General features: G+C 48.0%; 19 protein-coding genes. 7 read left to right on the forward strand and 12 right to left on the reverse strand.

Annotated elements, in window-relative coordinates:
• Window positions 1-3 precede the first annotated feature (3 nt).
• The 5 genes from yajC to CVU71_00805 form a co-directional block, all read right to left on the reverse strand.
• Window positions 4-336, reverse strand: coding sequence for a preprotein translocase subunit YajC (gene yajC, locus CVU71_00785; GenBank protein PKN20360.1), 333 nt, complete (start codon window positions 334-336; stop codon window positions 4-6).
• 82 nt (window positions 337-418) lie between these two features.
• Window positions 419-1,513, reverse strand: a complete 1,095-nt coding sequence (locus CVU71_00790; protein PKN20361.1) for a tRNA guanosine(34) transglycosylase Tgt — start codon at window positions 1,511-1,513, stop codon at window positions 419-421.
• Between the two features lie 9 nt (window positions 1,514-1,522).
• Entirely contained in the window at window positions 1,523-2,563 is a 1,041-nt protein-coding gene (locus CVU71_00795) for a tRNA preQ1(34) S-adenosylmethionine ribosyltransferase-isomerase QueA (GenBank protein PKN20362.1), read from the reverse strand.
• 70 nt (window positions 2,564-2,633) lie between these two features.
• Window positions 2,634-2,819, reverse strand: coding sequence for a DUF2065 domain-containing protein (locus tag CVU71_00800; protein PKN20363.1), 186 nt, complete (start codon window positions 2,817-2,819; stop codon window positions 2,634-2,636).
• A 4-nt stretch (window positions 2,820-2,823) separates the two neighbouring features.
• Window positions 2,824-3,624 (reverse strand): nucleoside triphosphate pyrophosphohydrolase, encoded by an 801-nt coding sequence (locus CVU71_00805; GenBank protein ID PKN20364.1) that lies wholly within the window; start codon window positions 3,622-3,624, stop codon window positions 2,824-2,826.
• Between the two features lie 140 nt (window positions 3,625-3,764).
• On the opposite strand from CVU71_00805, the gene CVU71_00810 reads away from it, so the two are divergent.
• On the forward strand, window positions 3,765-4,679 hold the full coding sequence (locus CVU71_00810; GenBank protein PKN20365.1) for a hypothetical protein: 915 nt from the start codon (window positions 3,765-3,767) through the stop codon (window positions 4,677-4,679).
• A 150-nt stretch (window positions 4,680-4,829) separates the two neighbouring features.
• Here the strand turns inward: CVU71_00810 and CVU71_00815 are convergent, their stop codons facing one another.
• Complete coding sequence (locus CVU71_00815; protein PKN20366.1) at window positions 4,830-7,820, reverse strand: hypothetical protein; 2,991 nt, start codon at window positions 7,818-7,820, stop codon at window positions 4,830-4,832.
• Window positions 7,821-7,963: 143 nt separating this feature from the next.
• Between CVU71_00815 and CVU71_00820 the strand changes: the two genes are divergently transcribed.
• Window positions 7,964-8,203, forward strand: a complete 240-nt coding sequence (locus CVU71_00820; protein PKN20367.1) for a hypothetical protein — start codon at window positions 7,964-7,966, stop codon at window positions 8,201-8,203.
• A gap of 3 nt (window positions 8,204-8,206) precedes the next feature.
• Here CVU71_00820 and CVU71_00825 read toward each other — a convergent pair whose 3' ends face one another.
• A complete protein-coding gene (locus CVU71_00825) occupies window positions 8,207-9,517 on the reverse strand; it encodes a histone deacetylase (GenBank protein PKN20368.1) in 1,311 nt (436 codons plus the stop codon).
• Between the two features lie 4 nt (window positions 9,518-9,521).
• A complete protein-coding gene (locus CVU71_00830) occupies window positions 9,522-11,183 on the reverse strand; it encodes a hydantoinase (protein ID PKN20369.1) in 1,662 nt (553 codons plus the stop codon).
• A gap of 139 nt (window positions 11,184-11,322) precedes the next feature.
• On the opposite strand from CVU71_00830, the gene CVU71_00835 reads away from it, so the two are divergent.
• The 4 genes from CVU71_00835 (at window position 11,323) to CVU71_00850 (ending at window position 13,016) form a co-directional block, all read left to right on the forward strand.
• A complete protein-coding gene (locus CVU71_00835) occupies window positions 11,323-11,562 on the forward strand; it encodes a hypothetical protein (GenBank protein PKN20370.1) in 240 nt (79 codons plus the stop codon).
• A 150-nt stretch (window positions 11,563-11,712) separates the two neighbouring features.
• Complete coding sequence (locus tag CVU71_00840) at window positions 11,713-12,084, forward strand: hypothetical protein (protein ID PKN20371.1); 372 nt, start codon at window positions 11,713-11,715, stop codon at window positions 12,082-12,084.
• Window positions 12,085-12,156: 72 nt separating this feature from the next.
• The gene (locus tag CVU71_00845) at window positions 12,157-12,552 is read left to right on the forward strand and encodes a hypothetical protein (protein PKN20372.1); all 396 of its coding nucleotides are present in this window, start codon (window positions 12,157-12,159) and stop codon (window positions 12,550-12,552) included.
• Window positions 12,553-12,656: 104 nt separating this feature from the next.
• Complete coding sequence (locus CVU71_00850; GenBank protein PKN21025.1) at window positions 12,657-13,016, forward strand: hypothetical protein; 360 nt, start codon at window positions 12,657-12,659, stop codon at window positions 13,014-13,016.
• A gap of 4 nt (window positions 13,017-13,020) precedes the next feature.
• Here CVU71_00850 and CVU71_00855 read toward each other — a convergent pair whose 3' ends face one another.
• The 4 genes from CVU71_00855 to queD form a co-directional block, all read right to left on the reverse strand.
• A complete protein-coding gene (locus tag CVU71_00855) occupies window positions 13,021-13,218 on the reverse strand; it encodes a cytoplasmic protein (protein PKN20373.1) in 198 nt (65 codons plus the stop codon).
• Window positions 13,215-15,302 (reverse strand): NAD(+) synthase, encoded by a 2,088-nt coding sequence (locus CVU71_00860; protein ID PKN20374.1) that lies wholly within the window; start codon window positions 15,300-15,302, stop codon window positions 13,215-13,217. The genes CVU71_00855 and CVU71_00860 overlap by 4 nt, the downstream gene beginning before the upstream one ends.
• Window positions 15,286-16,053, reverse strand: coding sequence for a GTP cyclohydrolase I FolE2 (locus CVU71_00865; GenBank protein PKN20375.1), 768 nt, complete (start codon window positions 16,051-16,053; stop codon window positions 15,286-15,288). Before CVU71_00865 ends, CVU71_00860 begins: the two co-directional genes overlap by 17 nt.
• Before the next feature lie 74 nt (window positions 16,054-16,127).
• Entirely contained in the window at window positions 16,128-16,499 is a 372-nt protein-coding gene (queD, locus tag CVU71_00870; GenBank protein ID PKN20376.1) for a 6-carboxytetrahydropterin synthase QueD, read from the reverse strand.
• Window positions 16,500-16,980: 481 nt separating this feature from the next.
• Between queD and CVU71_00875 the strand changes: the two genes are divergently transcribed.
• Window positions 16,981-17,346 carry a pilus assembly protein gene (locus tag CVU71_00875; GenBank protein ID PKN20377.1) on the forward strand — a complete coding sequence of 122 codons (366 nt, stop codon included), beginning with the start codon at window positions 16,981-16,983 and terminating at the stop codon, window positions 17,344-17,346.
• Window positions 17,347-17,436 lie beyond the last annotated feature (90 nt).

The raw sequence follows: 17,436 nt of genomic DNA on the forward strand, positions 1-17,436 counted from the left end.
CGATTACTTTGTCGTCGCCGGAGTGGGAGAACCCGATTTCTGAAGAACAGCGCCGACCGCACTTCGGGAAACTTTGATTCTGACCTTGTCGGCAATTTCCAGAGTGACGACCGCATCGGCCAGGCCGGTGACTTTGCCGTAAATGCCGCCGCTGGTTATAACCGTATCCCCGTAAGCGAGATTATCCAACATGGCTTTAAGTTCTTTTTGCTTCTTCTGCTGGGGGCGGATCATTAAGAAATAAAAGATACCGAAGATCACCACCATCATGACGATAAAACTCCAATCACCGACGCCGCCTGCTCCCGCTGCCGGTGCTCCCTGATTGCCACCCATTGCGTATGCTGTTGATATCAATTTTAGTTCCTCCTTGTAAGTTGCCTTTTATCAGAATATTTTATTATTTCACCCTATTTTATTAAAGAAAATCTTTTTTAAATTCTAAAAAACGATTTTCACGTATAGCCGCCCGTATTTTTTCCATAAGAAGCATATAATGGCGAATGTTATGAATCGTATTCAATATCATCGCCAGTATCTCACCGGCAACATAGAGGTGCCTTAAATATGCCCGGGAATAATTCCGGCAGGTGTAGCAATCGCATGTTTCATCAATGGGTTTATGATCTTCCCGCCAGCGGGCGTTTTTTATAACAATCTTTTCGGAATTTGTAAACAATAATCCGTGCCGGGCGCATCGGGTCGGCATGACGCAGTCAAACATATCGATGCCGCATGAAACGCCGTAAACAATATCCGCCGGTGTGCCGACTCCCATCAGATAACGGGGTTTCGAGGCAGGCAGCAGCGGGGCAATTTCGTCCGTAATGGCATACATCAATTCCTTGGGTTCGCCTACGCTCACACCGCCTAACGCGTAGCCGTCAAAATCGACCGGGACGATTTGTTCGACCGCCTGACGGCGCAGGTCCAGATATGTGCCGCCCTGGACAATGCCGAAAAGCGCCTGGTCAGAGTTTGTTTTTGCCTCTTTGCATAATTTTGCCCATTTCGTGGTGAGCGCCAGAGAATCCTGCGTTTGTTTGAGCGTGGCGGGGTAGGGTGTGCACTCATCGAGGCACATCATAATGTCCGAGCCCAGCGCTTCCTGGATTTCGACGGCTTTTTGCGGAGTCAGGAGGTGTTTGGAGCCATCGATGTGGGACCGGAATATCACGCCGTCCGGCATAATTTTGCGCAGGGCACCCAGAGAGTAAACCTGAAATCCACCGCTGTCCGTAAGGATCGGCCCCGGCCAGTTCATGAAGGAATGGAGACCGCCCAGCTTGCGTACCGTTTCATGGCCGGGACGCAGATACAAATGGTACGTGTTGCCCAGGATAATCTGAGCGCCGCAGTTTTGAAGATCTTCAGGGCGCAGGGATTTGACGGTGCCTTGCGTACCGACCGGCATAAACGCGGGTGTGTCCACGGTGCCGTGGGAGGTGATCATTTTTCCCAGGCGTGCGGAAGTTTGGATATCTTTCTTGATCAATTCAAATGAAAAAGACATGGACCCATCCTATAAAATCAGCATGCAATCGCCGTAACTGTAAAATAAATAGCGTTTATCAATGGCCCGGGCGTAGGCTTCCCTGATAAAATCCGTGCCGGCAAAGGCGCAGACCAGCAAAAATAAAGATGACTGGGGCAGATGAAAATTAGTCAAGAGCCCATTCACTATTTTGAATGAATAGCCCGGATAAATATAAAGACAGGTTTCACCGGATTGAGGCGAAACCGTTCTATCTTTATCGGCCGCGCTTTCCAGGGTTCGGGTTGACGTTGTGCCTACGGCAATGACCCGCCGGGCATTATTGATTTTCTCCGCCGTACCGGGGCTTATTTCAAAAAATTCCGTTTGCATGATGTGATCTTCGACAGTTTCTGCTTCGATAGGTAAAAAGGTGCCAATGCCGACATGCAGCGTTATCGGAGCGATCTGGATGCCTTTGGCTTGCAGGGCGGCGAGGACGTCTGCTGAAAAATGAAGACCGGCGGTCGGGGCGGCAATGGAGCCCGCGGATTTTGCATATATGGTTTGATAGCGTTCGCGGTCATCCGTGTTGTCCGGTGCCACGCTTTTTTTTCGTTTGATGTAAGGAGGCAGCGGGGCGCGCCCAAAGCGCGCCAGGTAATTTTCAAAGCCGTCGGCTGCGCTGAACCGCATCAGCCATTTTTTTTCGTTGACTCTGGCGATGATCTTTGCCTCGCAGGAGTGTCCGAGATCGATTGTGTCATTTTCACTGAGCCTTTTTCCGGGGCGTGCCAGCACTTCCCACAGCTCAGAACCGTCTTTTTTCTCTTTGCAGGTCAGAAGCAGTATTTCGAGAATCGCCCCGGTGGATTTTTTGCCGTAAATTCTGGCTGGAATGACGCGGGAGTCGTTGATAACCAGCACATCGCCCCGTTCAAGACATTCCGGCAATAAGGAGAATTGGCCGTCCTCAATGGCCTTTTCCCGGCGGTGAAGCCTCATCATGCGAGAGGCATCCCTTTGCGGACGGGCGTGTTGCGCGATCAGCTCCTCGGGCAGACTATATGAAAAATCCGTTAACTTCATCGTTGCTCCGGCAAAAGTGAAAAAGTTTAGGCAAATAATCAGAATAAGATGCGGCTGTCAATCAAAACCGTCAGCGCCGCCCGAAATAAAGCAGGATCAGACCGGCAATAACGGCGCAAATGCCGAGAATCCGCAGCGTGGAATCCGGCAGAGTCGTGATTTTAAGCAGATAGGGTTTCAATTTTTCGGGAAAAACCAGGTAGGGAAGGCCTTCAACAATAAAAACCATGCCCATTACACAAAGGAAATAATCCATGGAGCTATATCCTCTTTTCCTTGGCGTCGTTCCAGAGCGCGTCCATATCGCTTTGCGTCGCGTCCGCGGGCGATTGGCCGCGGGTGGACAGCTGCTTCGTGATATAGGCAAAACGCCGTAAAAATTTATCAATAGCGCCTGTTGCCGCCGTTTCGGCGTCCACGGAAAGAAAGCGGCTGAGATTCACCAGGGTGAAAAAGATGTCGCCCACTTCTTCTTCTATTGCTTGCGCATCAGCTTTTTGCCGCGCCTGGGCAAGTTCTTCAAGCTCTTCGTGCAGTTTTTTCAGGACATCATCGGTATTTTGCCAGTCAAAACCGCAGCCGGCGGCAACGGTCGTGATTTTTTGCGCTCTTTTCAACGCGGGCAGCGAACGCGGGATGTTACCGAAGAGATCATTGTCCAGAGCCTTGCCGCCTCGCTCTTTCTTTTTAATTTCCTGCCAGTTTTCTTTTACTTCCCGGACGGAGTTGACTTTGACATCTCCGAAAACATGCGGATGGCGACGGATCATTTTTTCTTTAATGGCCGCCATCACGTCGGCCAGCGAAAATTCTCCGGATTCGGACGCGATTTCAGTGATAAACAGGATTTGAAACAACAGATCTCCCAGCTCTTCCTGAATGTGCCCTGGATTGTTTTCGGCAAGGGCGTCTTGCACTTCATAGGATTCGTCCAGAAGATATCTGCCGATGTCCTGCTTGGTCTGCTTCTGGTCCCAGGGGCACCCGTCCGGCGCTCGCAGTTTTTTAATCAGCGCGATCAGTTCCTGCAATTCTTCTTGAGCATTGTTTGTGGAATTCATTTTATATCATCATCCTCATTTACGAGTCGGGCAGGTAATTAGCACAATAAGGAAATGCTGACAATAATTTATCTATAGAAATCGTTTGGATTTTTCCCGTGCCATAGGACAGGCGCCATTTGCCGAATAACCCTGTTGACATGAAAGGCAGACTTTCTTATAGTTCGTCCATGTTGAAAACCGCTCACCTCTATAAAGGCATTATTTTTATAATGCTTTCGGAATTATTTTTTACCATAGCAACCATCTTTTCCAAGCTGCTCACCAACTCATCGGATGTATCCGCACTGGAAGTAACGTTTTCCCGTTTTTTTCTGGGATTGATTGTTGCCGCGGTAATTGTTTACAAGAATTCGCTGTCGCTTGTGCCGAATAAATTATCCCTGCTGATCTGGCGGGGCGTGCTCAACACCGTTGCCGTCATTTTATTTTTCCTGGCGTCGCAATACACGACGATCACGAACACCCACATGCTCAATATGACCTATCCCTTTTTTATCTTTCTTTTCGCACCGCTTTTTTTCCGTGAGGAAAAAATATCGCCTTTTATGTACTTGATTTTGATTGCCGCCCTTGCCGGCATCTGGCTGGTGATCAATCCCGATCTGAATGCCGTCAACAAGGGGGATGTTTTCGGCTTGCTGTCGGGGATCGTTTCAGCCTTCGCCATTATCACGCTGAACATGGCCCGGAAAAACGATTCAACGCCGGTCATTCTTTTTTATCTAATGTCCATCGGGACGGTGTTGAACGGTCTGGCGATGCTGCCGGTTTTTGTCTGGCCGCAAGGCGGTCAGTGGTTGCTTTTGCTGGCATCGGCTGCGGTGGGTGTTCTGGGTCAGATTTGCATTACCTACGGTTATAAATTCATTACCGCACGCGCCGGATCGCTGATTTCCTCATCCCGGATTTTCTATGCCGTTGTGCTGGGCATGATGATTTTCAGCGAAGACCTGACGCTGCGTATCGCCATGGGTGGTTTGCTGATTCTTCTTTCGATTGTGGCTGTAACCTGGCTTCACAAACCGGATAACGACGTTCAATCAAACCCGTAACGGACAAAACAGCATGAATGTCCTTCTGTCGAAAACATACAAGTGGTTTGAAAAGTCTGCCGGTAAAGAACGGCTCAGTCCAACGCATTTATGTCAATGCATTGGGCGAAAGTCATCAATCCTGGTGATGATTCCGGGCGTTCTTTTTTTTTAGTTTACCCTGAACAACGGACTGTCTTTCCCGAAGTCGATAATAAACGGCGTCTGGGGATGCCCCAGCCTGCCTGAAATTTCCGTTGTTTTGTCCTTCGAATACCGTCCCAGCTTGGTCACCGTTACCGTGCCGTCTTTTTCACGATCCACCTCACTGCCATTGGCAATTCCCTGCAGCAACGTATGCGTGTATAAACCATTGCCCTGATAGCCGTCGAGCGCAGTCTGCACGCTTCCCGCCGATGCAAAAATGTGCAACCCCATTTTTTTTGCCAATACGGACATCCGGGCATCGTACAGGCCGCTTACGATGGTGTCGACCCCTCCGGCATGGCAGGTATCAAAGACAAACAGCTGAGACAGAGATTTTATCTTCTTCGAGATTTCAACAATTTCATTGGAACTGATCAGGCTGGCCGTATTTAAGATCTTCCCGTCAAAACTGCTGGTAACGATGTAGTACTGACCCTGCAGCAACAGACCATGAGAAGCGTCAAAAAATATGAAGCGGTCTCCATGTTTTATCTTCTTGGACAGGCTGTCAATTGTGGACAGGATGTTTTGTTTACTGGCCTGCTGATTCACGAGTCTGATCAGATGAATATTTTCAGGCTTGTAAAGAGTGCGAGCCTTTGCGGACAGCCGGTTTGAAAAATCCGCGGCATCCTTGGCGGCATACTTGAGATTGATGGAGGCGTCACGATATTTGTCGATGCCAACAGACAGAATGTATAAATGGGGCTCGTCTTGTTTTACCGTGGATGTAAACTTGGCTGTTTCCAAAAAGCTCTGTACGGTATTTGAGGCATTAAAAGCCGTCAGGCTGATTTCATTCTCTCCTGCGATCGTTTCAACTTCAACACAATTTTCAACGAGGTTGCCTTTCGGCGAAGCAAGTTGATTCTCGGATAATTTCTTCTCCTTAACCACCAGCGAACGCATGTCCTGATAGACCGTTCTGCTATTGAGTGAGGCCAGCTGCATCTTTGCCGTAGTTTCGTTTTTGACCACTTCGCGGTAAAACCCGTCGGATTTGATCAGCTTGCCGTTCTGGAAGATCCGGATTTCGCCGATTCCACCGCCTGCACTTTTGACGTGGTAGCAGATTTTTGCAGAAGGCAGGTTGGTTTCCCCGGGCAATGAACCGAAGCTGACTCTCGGCGGCGGGTTTCTGATGGCATCGCTCAGCGTCAACGTAACCAGGTCTACAATATTTTCCCCGTTGAGTTTTGCCGTCACAATATCGGGACGGTAAAAGAGGTCATAAAACTGGTCAATCCCGTACACCTTGGTATTGACAAGAATGTTTAATGATTTATGACCGTTTTGCGATGAATTGTAATAGCCTTCCTGGGTGACAACGATCCACTCGCCGTCATTCAAATCAACAAACTTGATAAATTCTTTCCCGGTATCGCCGTTCCATAAGCGTATCGTGCCGTCCGCTCCGCCGGATATAACCATATTTCGTGCGCTGGAGAAAGCGATGGATTTGACTTCACCCGTGTGTCCGGCAAGTGTCTGGAGTTCCCGTCCCGTGGCAACATCCCAGATTTTCACCATATTGTCCCGGGCCGCCGACACGATGCGTCCGCCGTCGGATGAAAACGCCAGAGCGTTAATTCTCCCTTTGTGTCCTGAAAAAGTTTTTATCTTTTGAGCCGTGGAAACGTCCCACAGACTGATGGCGCTGCCCCAGTTTCCAGAAAGCAGATATTTACCGTCGGGTGAAAAGATAACCGTGCTGATGCGATTATCGAAAGCACGTAAATTCAAGGCCATTTTTTCAGCCATTCTCACAACGACTGCAGGAGGAGCATCCGCTGCAACGGGCGCGGCTGGAGCAGCTGGAGCGGGACGTGCGGCACCGCCTCGTCCTCTTCCGCCTGCGAATCGCGCGTTCTCTCTGGCAGCTTGATAGTCAGCTGCCGGCTTGTTCTCTTTAAAAGGTCCGACTTCGGTTGCCGTGGATACATCCCAAAGCTTGATTTTACCATCCCAGCTTCCGGAAACCACGTATTTGCCGTCCGGTGAAAAACTTACAGAGTTCACCCAGGCTGTGTGTCCGGTGAATTTAAGTATTTCCTGTCCGGAGGCTATGTCCCAAAGCCTGATGATTTTATCACTGCCCGAGGTCAGCACAGTGCGGCCGTCGGGAGAGAAGGCTACTGAATCCAGCAGGTCATCTTTAGTATTTCCAATAAACGACTTTATTGCTTTTCCTGTTTCCACATCCCAGAGGATAGCTTTGTGGTTTGCACAGCCGGTGAGGACAAATTTGTCATCCGGCGAGAATGTGACGGAAAAAATGGCATCCTTAACATCTGCAAATGTGCGGATTTCTCTGCCTGTTGATGCATCCCAAAGCCTGAGCGATGTTCCACCTGCCGAAACAATCATCTTGCCGTTACGGGAATAATTCAGAGTTTCAATTTCATTATGTCCCGGCGGCGCATAAATTTTAGCGGTGATGTCTGTAGCCGCAGGACCCGGACTTTCATCGACAGCTTTTGTTGTCCGTTCCTGCCCGCCGGCGTCAGGTGATTGTCCCATTCTTCCGACAACAGTCCTGATGGTGGGAGACAGACGAAATATGGACAAGACGATTCTGTCACCGGGGCTGGATCCGGAAACGGCGTGCTCCAGTTCACTGGTGCTTTTAATGGGCTGATAATTAAAGCCCACAATGATGTCATTGGGTTTTATGCCCATTTGCTCCGCGGTGCCGCCTTTTGTTACGCCGGCAACCAGGACACCATCCTCCAGGCTTGTTAATCTTGAAAGCATCCTTTTATAGCCGCCTTCCAGCGTCTTTGACTGTAGCCCGAGCCAGGCCTGTTCATCGGCAAGTACATTACCGGGAATAGAAATGGATACGGCCAGGAGACAGGTGATCAGCGCGCAGATAGATATAAACGAAGTTAAAGAAAAAGACGGATTTATTGATCCGATCTTAGAGCCATCTCTTTTATTATTTAAAGCCATCATTCCTGAACCTCCTGAGTATTTGAATCGGGTACAATCTTTTTTGAATCTAAAGGTTGACTTTTGTTTTCTCTGTTTACAATCCGGCAACCAGACCGCACCATCTAAATTATTTAAATAGCATAAATACCGGGAAAACAATATTAATGATTATGCCGCAAAACCTTAACTGTTTTCCGTTGAAGAGGGTTGCAGATTACAGTTGTATTAAATTCAATGATTACGGAATGGGAGCGGCAAATGCTTATGCTTTTACCGGTCAAAAAAAGCAGGATTTTGCTTTATGTATTTTTGTGCGTGGATCAGGCTTGATCAATGCTATTTGCCCATGTTTCATGGGCTTTTTGTTATTTCTTTCCGGAGTTGACGGTTCACAGTATCGCTAATGGTTATTTCACGATAAAGACATCCCTTTGCCTGTCCTGAAAATAAATGTGGTTATATTGCGATCCGTTGATCCGGTCGAAAAAAGCCTCGCCGCTCTGCCGGCATTCCGGGCAGCAGGAATTAGGCAGAATCACCGCGAAGATCTTCTTGCCCGTATCGGCGGCAGATTCAATCATAACCAGACCACCGCAATCGTTGCAGACGCGGACGGTTTCAATTTGTTTTTCCGTGATGTCATCGGTGTCGTAATAGATATGCTTTTCACGGCGGATATACGCGGCGGAGCCGGTAATTTGTTTTTTTAGATTCTTCTTTTTCTTCCACAGCGTCATCACATTCTTCACCTCTTCTTCGATGAGCCTGGTTACTTCCGGCGATTGACGGATGCGTTGGGCGTCGTAATCCGGTTCCCTTACCTGGCTGTAGTCCAGGCCGGCCATGGCCAGGATAATGCCGACATTGACGTAGGGAAGAGCTTTTTCAATCGAGTAACCGCCTTCCAGGACGGCAATGTGGGGTGCGAGTTTTTCATTTAAGAGTGCATATCCCTGGGCGCTGAAGTTCATATTGGTGATCGGATCGCTGTAGTGATTGTCCTGTCCGGCAGAATTGATGATAATGTCGGGCTTGAATTCATCCAGGATCGGAAGAATGACGTTGTCGAGAGCAAACAGAAAACCTTCGTCCGATGTGCGGGGGGGCAGGGGGATATTGATGGTTGCACCCAGTGCATTGGGACCGCCGAAGTCATCGATAAAACCTGTCCCCGGATACAGCGTCCGCCCGTCCTGGTGCATGGAGATACACAGGACATCGGGATCGTTCCAGTAGATATCCTGGGTGCCGTCACCGTGATGACAGTCCGTATCCACGACGGCAATTCTCTTGACACCGAATTTATGACGGATATATTCGATCATTACAGCTTCGATATTGATATTGCAGAAGCCGCGAGCGCCGTGGGCAACGAGCATGGAATGATGACCGGGCGGCCGAACCAGGGCAAAGGCGTTGTCGACGGCGCCTGTCAGAACTTTTTCGGCGGCGGTGATCGCGCCTCCGGCTGAAATCAGGTGGGAATTCGTTGTGAGGTTTTGCGGGTTCGGAACACAAATATGGCAGCGGTTGATATCGGCATAAGTGGCGATACCCGGTTTATATTCTGCAATATTGGGAAAATCCAACAGGCCTTCTTCAAAAACCTGATCCTGTGTATAGAGCAGTCTTTCTTCGCGCTCCGGGTGGTTGGCGGATATGGCCCAGTCAAATGCCGGGAAAAATATGAGACCTGTTTTATTTTCTTTTTTAGGCATGTTTTTACCTTTCAGTGCTGGCAGAGATCAGTCCGGGTTTTATCTGAACTTTAACGCGGATATTTTTTCCCGTTGTGTAAAAGTCTCGAATCATATTAAATTCCTGTGATTCGGTCACTTCCATGATAATATCCGCAGGCATGGCGCCCATCCGGGCGGCTTTTTCCCGGAGGGTTTTTCGGCCGACCTCGACTACATCGTCAAGCGAAAAATTGTGGGGAATGCTTTGCACACAGCCTTCTTCGCTGATGATGAGTTCTCTTTTTTCCGTATCCGCCAGGATCGTTATTTCAGCTGTTGTTCGGGCAATGGCCACGCCTAAGGCATTGGACACTTCGGAATGTTCAGGGATGGAGTAGGGATAGCCCAGTTTTTTGGCAATGAAGGGGGCTACCGCAGCGGGGCCCCCCGCAACGTAGATTATTTTGGGTTGAATAATCTTTCCTTCCAGAAGCTCATGGATGGTATATACCGGTTTATTGTTGATCTCAGCCAGGATCTGACGGACATTGTCCGCAATCATGGTGGACATTTTCTCAACAATGGCATGCGCCGCATCCTGAACACTCAAGTGAAGTTTTTTGGCGATTACTGCAATCGCGTTATGGGCTTTTTGTTGATCGCCGAAAGTTACAATTCCTTCCACGATCATGGCATCCGTTGGTGTGGGGAATGGTCCGTCCAGTGCTGCGGCCGGTCCTTCCCTTTGCGGTCCGATCAAAATATCGCCTTTTTCAATTTTTATGACACTGTCGCCGCCCACACCGATGGATTTTGTGTAAAGGCCACGAATAAGTGTTTTGCGTCCGTTGATGGCCACGCCGGATGGTTCCAGGAGAGGAACTCCGTCGGCAAAGACGGAAATGTCCGTTGTGGTGCCGCCGATGTCCAGAGCCACTGCGTCTTCTTTTATGCAGGCCGTTGCCAGTACACCCATAATACCGGCCGCCGGACCGGAGTGAATCGTCTGTACGGGACAGTCCAGTGATTTATCAATCAGGATCGTTCCGCCATCCGCTTTCAAAATATAGACGGGAATATTCGGACCGATCGTCGCGGCGAACTTCTGAACATCCTGCACGAATCCCCGATAAATATCGTGGATAGCGGCATTTAAATACGTTGTGGCAATGCGGCGCGGAAAATTCAGTTGTCCGGACAGCGTATGACCCAGAGAAACGTGCCTGGAATTATTCTGCAGCAATTCGGCTGTATCCAGCTCCTGCTGCGGATTACGGCTGGAAAATTTGCCGACAATTCCAATATGCCCGATTTGGCATGCTGAAATTTCGTTGCTGATATCTTCAATTTCCCGGCAGTTCACGTTTTTAATGGGGATACCGCGGTGATTGACGTAGCCCTGGGCGAAATAAACGTCTTTACCCAGATTCAAAGTGGCCGGCGAGAGACCGGGGCCGCTCAGCAAAACCATCGCCACGCGGTTGGTTTTATGCTGGACAATTGCGTTGGTCGAGATGGTCGTGCTCAAGACGATCCTCTCAATATTATTGATATTATCGTTTGAAATCAGCCGATCGGCTGCTTCCATAAGCGAAGACATGATATTCGCTTGATTCGTGAGCACCTTAGCTTTCTTGATCAGTTGGAAATTTTGAACCAGAACGGCGTCTGTATGGGTTCCGCCGACGTCAATACCAAGTATCATTGCAGCGTCCTTTAATATCAATTTTTCTCACTTATATATGTTTAAATATTTCTTGACAAGGCAAAAAAAAAGCGTAATGTCACCCATCGTAAAGCTAGTGTGTTCACACACTAAAATTTTTGAAAGGAGGATTTGTCTAATGAAGAAGGTATTGGCCATTTTTGTTAGCGTGCTTTTATTGGCTTCTTTATCAATCGCAGCAGTAGGCTGCAAGCAGGCACCGAAAGAAGAAGCCCCCAAGGTTGAAGCACCCGCAGCACCGGCAGCACCGGCAGCAGCACCCGCAGCACCGGCAGCACCCGAAGCAGCACCGGCAGCACCGGCAGCACCCGCAGCACCGGCAGCACCCGCAGCACCGGCCCCTGCAACGGCAAAATAATTATATAATCAATTGCAGGATTATAGGACCGGGTAACCTTTGTTAACGCACAGGTTACCCGGTTTTTTTGTGTCTTGACATGCCTGTCTTTAATGTTTAAGTATAGATACATATTTAAAATTAATGAAAAAAATTTTAAGGAGGTGCCGTATGGCGGAAAAAGATTGGGATTTGGTAAAGGGATTGATGATTGGCGGACTGATCGGCGCGGCCATTGGAATTTTGTTCGCTCCTAAAAGTGGCAAAGAAACACGCCAGGACATTGCCGAAAAAGCCGATGAACTTTTAGCTAAAGCAAAGGAAGAGTATGAAAAAGCAGCGGAAAAAAGTAAAGCAGTCTATGATGCAGCCATAATCCGTCTGAAAGACGCCGAAGGAATCGCCAGGGAAAAAGTGGAAGAAATTGAGGAAAAAGTTAGTGAGTTGGCTCATCAAAGCGCCGAGACGCTTGCGGATAATAAAAATCGTTTAAAGAAAGCGTTTGATGCTGGAATGGAAGCATATCGGGAAGAGAAAAAATAATCCGGTCTAAATTATCCGCCATTAGTAATGCTTTTTGCATTTGTGGCTTAAAAACCGTTTGGGAGAAGAATTATGTATCTGGAAATCGGTTTAATTATTTTCGGCATTGCGCTTTTGCTGCTGGTGCTTTTCTGCGTCCCGATTCTGCTGAAACTATGGCGCGCCGCAAGTGATGTCACCATCACGCTTCAGACATTGAATGAGCGATTGCCGGCAATCTTGAAAAACATGGAAGAGATTTCTGCGAATATCAACAATTCTACGACGGCGATCAACAGCGAAGTTCAAAAATATGCCGCTACCTCCGAGAGACTTCGGACGGTGATGTCGGATCTTGTCGGGGGTATCGAATTAATTTCTCCTCTGGCGATGAGATCCCCTGTGTTCCGGAAAGTGACGGATGCCATTGCTATGGCTAAAGGGGTGCGCGTGTTTCTGAATGTGCTGACCGGCAGGCAAAAGGTTTAAGAATGGCAAAGATGACTTTTTCCAGCAAGTGGGGGCGTGTTGCAGTTTCCAAAAAGCCTCAGGGATCCGAAGCGCCAAAATCCGTGGAAGATACCGTGCGGGAGATGAAAAACGCCGCCAAGACCCCTGGCAGCGAGGACTACCGGGAAAAGTCTTTGAGTATTCACGGGCTGGTATGCGCCCGTTGCGCCAGGGAATTTTCAGGTGTGAACCGCCAGCTTTTAACCGTTCATCATAAAGACGGCAATCACCATAATAACCCCGCCGACGGCAGTAACTGGGAAAATCTGTGCGTTTACTGCCATGAGGATGTTCACAGCAGGGAAGTGTTGGCGGAATATGTGGGGAATAATACGCCTGGCCGGGAAGCCAGTCTGGTATACGGAGAAGCCCCGACGTCGTCTTCGGAGTCATCCGGTCTCATGGCGCAAAAATTAATGCAAGCGCTGAAAAAGAAAAAATAAGGTTTCAACGAAGAAGAATATTTGAGTCGGCGTTTTCTTTTACCAGCTTATCGCCCACAGACATTCCGCAGTAGACGCAGCTGTAATCATATTTTTCACCCTCGGATAAAACGAGCAGCAGTCTTTTCCGCACCGGCACAGCCCGCCTGCATTGTGGACAAAATAATTCCGTGGCATCAAAATCCCGATAGGATGATTTCATTCTTTGTCATCCCTGTCTGGAATCTTTTCCCAATTCGTAAGCCAGACGGTCGCTTCACTGTCACTGGGCGCCCGCCAGTCGCCGCGGGGCGAAAGCGACCCTCCCGAACCCACTTTTGGACTGTTGGGAACACAGGAGCGCTTATACTGAGATGTTTTAAAAAATCTGTTTAGATAGACATGCAGCCATTTTTTGATTTCTTTAAGACTGTAACTGTTTTGTTTTTCCGGCGGCACATCCGGCCATGAACCTTGAGTTTTATCTCTCCATGCCAGGTAGGCAAGGAAGGCCACCTTGGTTGGCAAATACCCGAAACGGGTTATGTAGAAGTTGTTAAAGTCCTGTATTTCATAGGGGCCGATGGTCGCTTCCGTTTTTTGCAGCGGCTGATCATTTTCTTCTCCGGGGATGAGCTCTGGTGAAATTTCCGTTGCCAGAACAGCCAGAAGGATGTTGGACACTGTCTCTGAAAACTGATGGGTATGCGCCACCCAGCGGATTAAATACTGAATCAGTGTTTTAGGCACACTGGCATTGACGTTATAATGCGACATATGGTCGCCGATTCCATAAGTGCTCCAACCCAGCGCCAGCTCGCTCAAATCACCCGTGCCGACGACCAATGCGTTTTTCATGTTGGCCAGCCGGAAGAGATGCGCCGAACGCTGGCCCGCCTGGACATTTTCAAAGGCGATATCGTAAACTTTTCTTCCGCGGACAAAAGGATGATCAATATCTTTGAGCATCTGGAGGCAGGCGGGTTTGATATCGACTTCATTTCCCTCTACGCCCAAGGCCCGCATCAGATGGACGGCATTGCGATACGTTTTGTCGGTGGTCCCGAAAGCGGGCATCGTATAGGCTTTAACATGAGTGCGGGGCAAACCCAGCAGATCCATGGTTCTGGCCGCCACAATGAGCGCGTGCGTGGAATCTAGGCCCCCGGAAACGCCGATCACCAGATTGGGAATGCCGGAGGATTTGAGCCTTTGAGCCAAACCCTGAACCTGGATATTGTAGGCTTCATAACAGCGCGAGTCTCTCTTGCCTTGATCGGCGGGGATGTAGGGAAAACGGGGAATTTCGCGATCGGGTAATAAACGTCCCTGCGGGCAGTCCACTTCAAATTCAATATGACGAAATGCGGCAAGATGATTCTTATGATCCGCCGCATTCTGCCCGAAGGTCGTGAGCCGCATCCGATCCTGAACCAGCCGGTCCAGATCAACATCGCCGCAAATCATTTGGGCTGATGTCGAAAAACGTTTGGATTCCGAAAGCAGATTACCGTTTTCATAAATCATGGCGTGACCGTCCCAGGCCATGTCCGTTGTCGATTCGCCGAATCCCGCGGCGGCATAAAGATAAGCTGACACGCAACGTGCCGACTGGTTTGCGGCCAGTTGATGCCGGTATTCGGATTTGCCGATCGTGATATTAGAGGCGGATAAATTGCTAATGAAGGTTGCGCCTGCCATTGCTGCAAAACTTGACGGCGGAACAGGCACCCAGACATCTTCACAGATTTCGAAGAATAAACTGAAATTCTTTACATTGGCGGCTTTAAAGATCAGATTTGCGCCGAAAGGAATATTCTTTTGTCCGGCAAGAGAAATAGTCGAAGCAAGGGCCGCCGAGGCCGGTGAAAATTGTCTGGCCTCGTAATATTCACGGTAATTTGGCAGATAAGATTTGACGGCAACCCCGAGAATTTTCCCCCGGTAAAAAACAACCGCACAGTTAAACAAACGGCTATCCACTTGCAGCGGCGCGCCCACAGCAAGAATAATACTCAACTTCGCGGACGCTTCGGAAATGGCGGCCAGGGATTCTTCAACGCTTTTGAGCAGCGCGTCCTGGTGAAATAAGTCTTCGTTGGAATAGGCGGACAGCCCCAGCTCCGGGAAGAGGGCCAGCACCGCTTTTTGCTGCGCCGCTTTTTTCGCCAGCTCAATTGTTTTTTGAGTATTAAAAGATACATCGGCGACCTTGACTTCAGGAATACAGACGGCGGCACGGATGAATCCTTGATGGTAAAGGTTAAAAAACGTTTTGGCGGCCATTTGTCTATCCTTTCTCGACATAGGCGTAAGCGCTGTGGTTATGGATGCTTTCAAAATTCTCCGCTTCAATGCTATACCAGGTAAAATTATCATCCGAATTTAATTTTACCGCCACGCCGCGAACAAGATCTTCCACAAATTTTGGATTTTCGTAAGCTTTTTCGGTAACAAATTTTTCATCCACGCGCTTCAAGAGGGAATATACCTCACCACTGGCTGAGTCTTCCACTATTTTTATCAAGTCTTCAATCCAGAAAAATTTTTTAAAACGTACTTTAACCGTTACAATACTGCGTTGATTATGTGCGCCAAAGGCGCTGATTTCCTTGGAACAGGGGCACAGTGTGGTCACCGGCACGACTACGCCCACTAAAAAGTCGGTTTGCTCACCATTGTTTTCGCCGGTAAAGAGGCAACGGTATTCCATCATGCTTTTAGCTTTAGAGATAGGCGCTACCTTTTTCAGAAAATAGGGGAATTCAATTTCCATATGAGCAGACTGTGCGCGGAGCTTCTGGCGCATCTTTTCCAGAATAGACTGAAAAGTTTTGATATTAATTTGACCGCGGAAGTCATTGAGTACTTCCACAAACCGGCTCATATGCGTGCCCTTAAAATGATGCGGCAGGTTGACATACATATTGATGGTGGCATTTACCGGCTGAGTGCCGCGAACGCGGTCCAGCACAATGATCGGGTATTTGATGTTTTTCACTCCGACCTTTTTAATATCAATATTGCGAGAATCTTTCTGGTTTTGAATATCAATCATATAAAACAGATTCCATGGTGCAGTGGTTCATGCCTCTGCGCGTCACACGCGGTTCAACAAGGCTTTACCACTTTTTATTCTTCTCTATAGCTGACTGCCGCATTTTCCGATTCCCACACTTTCACGGAAAGTACCCTGACCTCGGCCTCTTTTACTTTATTTTGCATTTCCTGATAAACATAGTAAGCAATATTTTCCGAAGAAGGATTTTTTCCTTCAAAAATGGAAAGTTCGTTCAGATTCTGGTGATCCATCTTGTCGAGAATATCTTTGAGCCATTTTTTGACGAGTCGAAAATCAATAAGAATCCCTTCCGAATTTAAATCCGGAGCGCCGACAGTGATTTCCACTTTGAAATTATGCCCGTGTAATTCCTCGCACTTCCCGCCAATTTCCGCGAGCCAGTGAGCCGCAGAAAATGATTTAATAATTGTCACTTCAAACATGTTTTCCAGCCTTTGTTTTTGCGGTGCGTGCCATCGAGTAGCCTTGTGTAACCTTCAGGTTATTACTGTATTTGGTATTAGAGTATCAGGCACTTGTTCCGCGAATTACGTTTCTTTTATATGCTACTCATAGATTTCCTACCATATTTTCCGGTAAGGGAAAACAGTTTAAATAGAATAGAGCAAATTGACTATGAACTGGTGAAAATAACCTGTTTTTTAGTCTGCCTTTTGATTATTTAAGGAGAATGATATTTCGTAAACTTAGATAAGTTTATGAAATTAATAATTTAAAATAAAATAGTTCCATATGGCACAGCCATTGCTATCAAAAGACCGCAAGATAGCAGGCAGCGTTTATTTAAAAATGCTGGGAGGGTGAAGAGGAGAAATTAGTATTGAAAAAATGAGTTAATTGTGCAAGAAATAGAGCAACAAAAGCAACCCAACAGAAAAACAATTTTAGATGAGGAGGAATGTTATGTTAAAAGTATTTAGTAAAAAAGAAGGACAGAAAGGTTTCACGTTGATTGAGTTGATGATCGTCGTCGCGATCATTGGTATTCTGGCAGCCATCGCTATCCCGCAGTTTGCATCATACAGAACCCGAGGGTACAACACAAAAGCCAAGGCAGAATTAAAGAGCGCATATACCGCCTGCCAGGCTTATTTTGCTGATCAGCCGACCGCAACCAGTTGTTCCAGTGTAACACAGGGAGGATTCAACAATTCTGCTGACGTAACAATTACTATTACCACGACCGGTCCGGCAGCCAGCTGGAATGCAACAGGATATCATTCTGGCGGCAATTCCACATATACCGTGGATCCAGGCGGTAAGATTTAATTTTAACAAACGTTGATTAACGGTAATGTTTTTAAAAAGAGAGGCTGAGGGTTAACCGAGGCCTCTTTTTTGTTTTCAGTTGTAAATGAG

Source organism: Deltaproteobacteria bacterium HGW-Deltaproteobacteria-6 (assembly GCA_002840435.1).
Taxonomy (GTDB): Bacteria; Desulfobacterota; Syntrophia; order Syntrophales; family Smithellaceae; genus UBA8904.

What these genes read in the sequence shown, in the direction of transcription:
- yajC (PKN20360.1), bottom strand. Translation starts at nt 336, where the DNA reads ATGGGTGGCAATCAGGGAGCACCGGCAGCGGGAGCAGGCGGCGTCGGT.
- CVU71_00790 (PKN20361.1), bottom strand. Translation starts at nt 1,513, where the DNA reads ATGTCTTTTTCATTTGAATTGATCAAGAAAGATATCCAAACTTCCGCA.
- CVU71_00795 (PKN20362.1), bottom strand. Translation starts at nt 2,563, where the DNA reads ATGAAGTTAACGGATTTTTCATATAGTCTGCCCGAGGAGCTGATCGCG.
- CVU71_00800 (PKN20363.1), bottom strand. Translation starts at nt 2,819, where the DNA reads ATGGATTATTTCCTTTGTGTAATGGGCATGGTTTTTATTGTTGAAGGC.
- CVU71_00805 (PKN20364.1), bottom strand. Translation starts at nt 3,624, where the DNA reads ATGAATTCCACAAACAATGCTCAAGAAGAATTGCAGGAACTGATCGCG.
- CVU71_00810 (PKN20365.1), top strand. Translation starts at nt 3,765, where the DNA reads ATGAAAGGCAGACTTTCTTATAGTTCGTCCATGTTGAAAACCGCTCAC.
- CVU71_00815 (PKN20366.1), bottom strand. Translation starts at nt 7,820, where the DNA reads ATGATGGCTTTAAATAATAAAAGAGATGGCTCTAAGATCGGATCAATA.
- CVU71_00820 (PKN20367.1), top strand. Translation starts at nt 7,964, where the DNA reads ATGATTATGCCGCAAAACCTTAACTGTTTTCCGTTGAAGAGGGTTGCA.
- CVU71_00825 (PKN20368.1), bottom strand. Translation starts at nt 9,517, where the DNA reads ATGCCTAAAAAAGAAAATAAAACAGGTCTCATATTTTTCCCGGCATTT.
- CVU71_00830 (PKN20369.1), bottom strand. Translation starts at nt 11,183, where the DNA reads ATGATACTTGGTATTGACGTCGGCGGAACCCATACAGACGCCGTTCTG.
- CVU71_00835 (PKN20370.1), top strand. Translation starts at nt 11,323, where the DNA reads ATGAAGAAGGTATTGGCCATTTTTGTTAGCGTGCTTTTATTGGCTTCT.
- CVU71_00840 (PKN20371.1), top strand. Translation starts at nt 11,713, where the DNA reads ATGGCGGAAAAAGATTGGGATTTGGTAAAGGGATTGATGATTGGCGGA.
- CVU71_00845 (PKN20372.1), top strand. Translation starts at nt 12,157, where the DNA reads ATGTATCTGGAAATCGGTTTAATTATTTTCGGCATTGCGCTTTTGCTG.
- CVU71_00850 (PKN21025.1), top strand. Translation starts at nt 12,657, where the DNA reads ATGAAAAACGCCGCCAAGACCCCTGGCAGCGAGGACTACCGGGAAAAG.
- CVU71_00855 (PKN20373.1), bottom strand. Translation starts at nt 13,218, where the DNA reads ATGAAATCATCCTATCGGGATTTTGATGCCACGGAATTATTTTGTCCA.
- CVU71_00860 (PKN20374.1), bottom strand. Translation starts at nt 15,302, where the DNA reads ATGTCGAGAAAGGATAGACAAATGGCCGCCAAAACGTTTTTTAACCTT.
- CVU71_00865 (PKN20375.1), bottom strand. Translation starts at nt 16,053, where the DNA reads ATGATTGATATTCAAAACCAGAAAGATTCTCGCAATATTGATATTAAA.
- queD (PKN20376.1), bottom strand. Translation starts at nt 16,499, where the DNA reads ATGTTTGAAGTGACAATTATTAAATCATTTTCTGCGGCTCACTGGCTC.
- CVU71_00875 (PKN20377.1), top strand. Translation starts at nt 16,981, where the DNA reads ATGTTAAAAGTATTTAGTAAAAAAGAAGGACAGAAAGGTTTCACGTTG.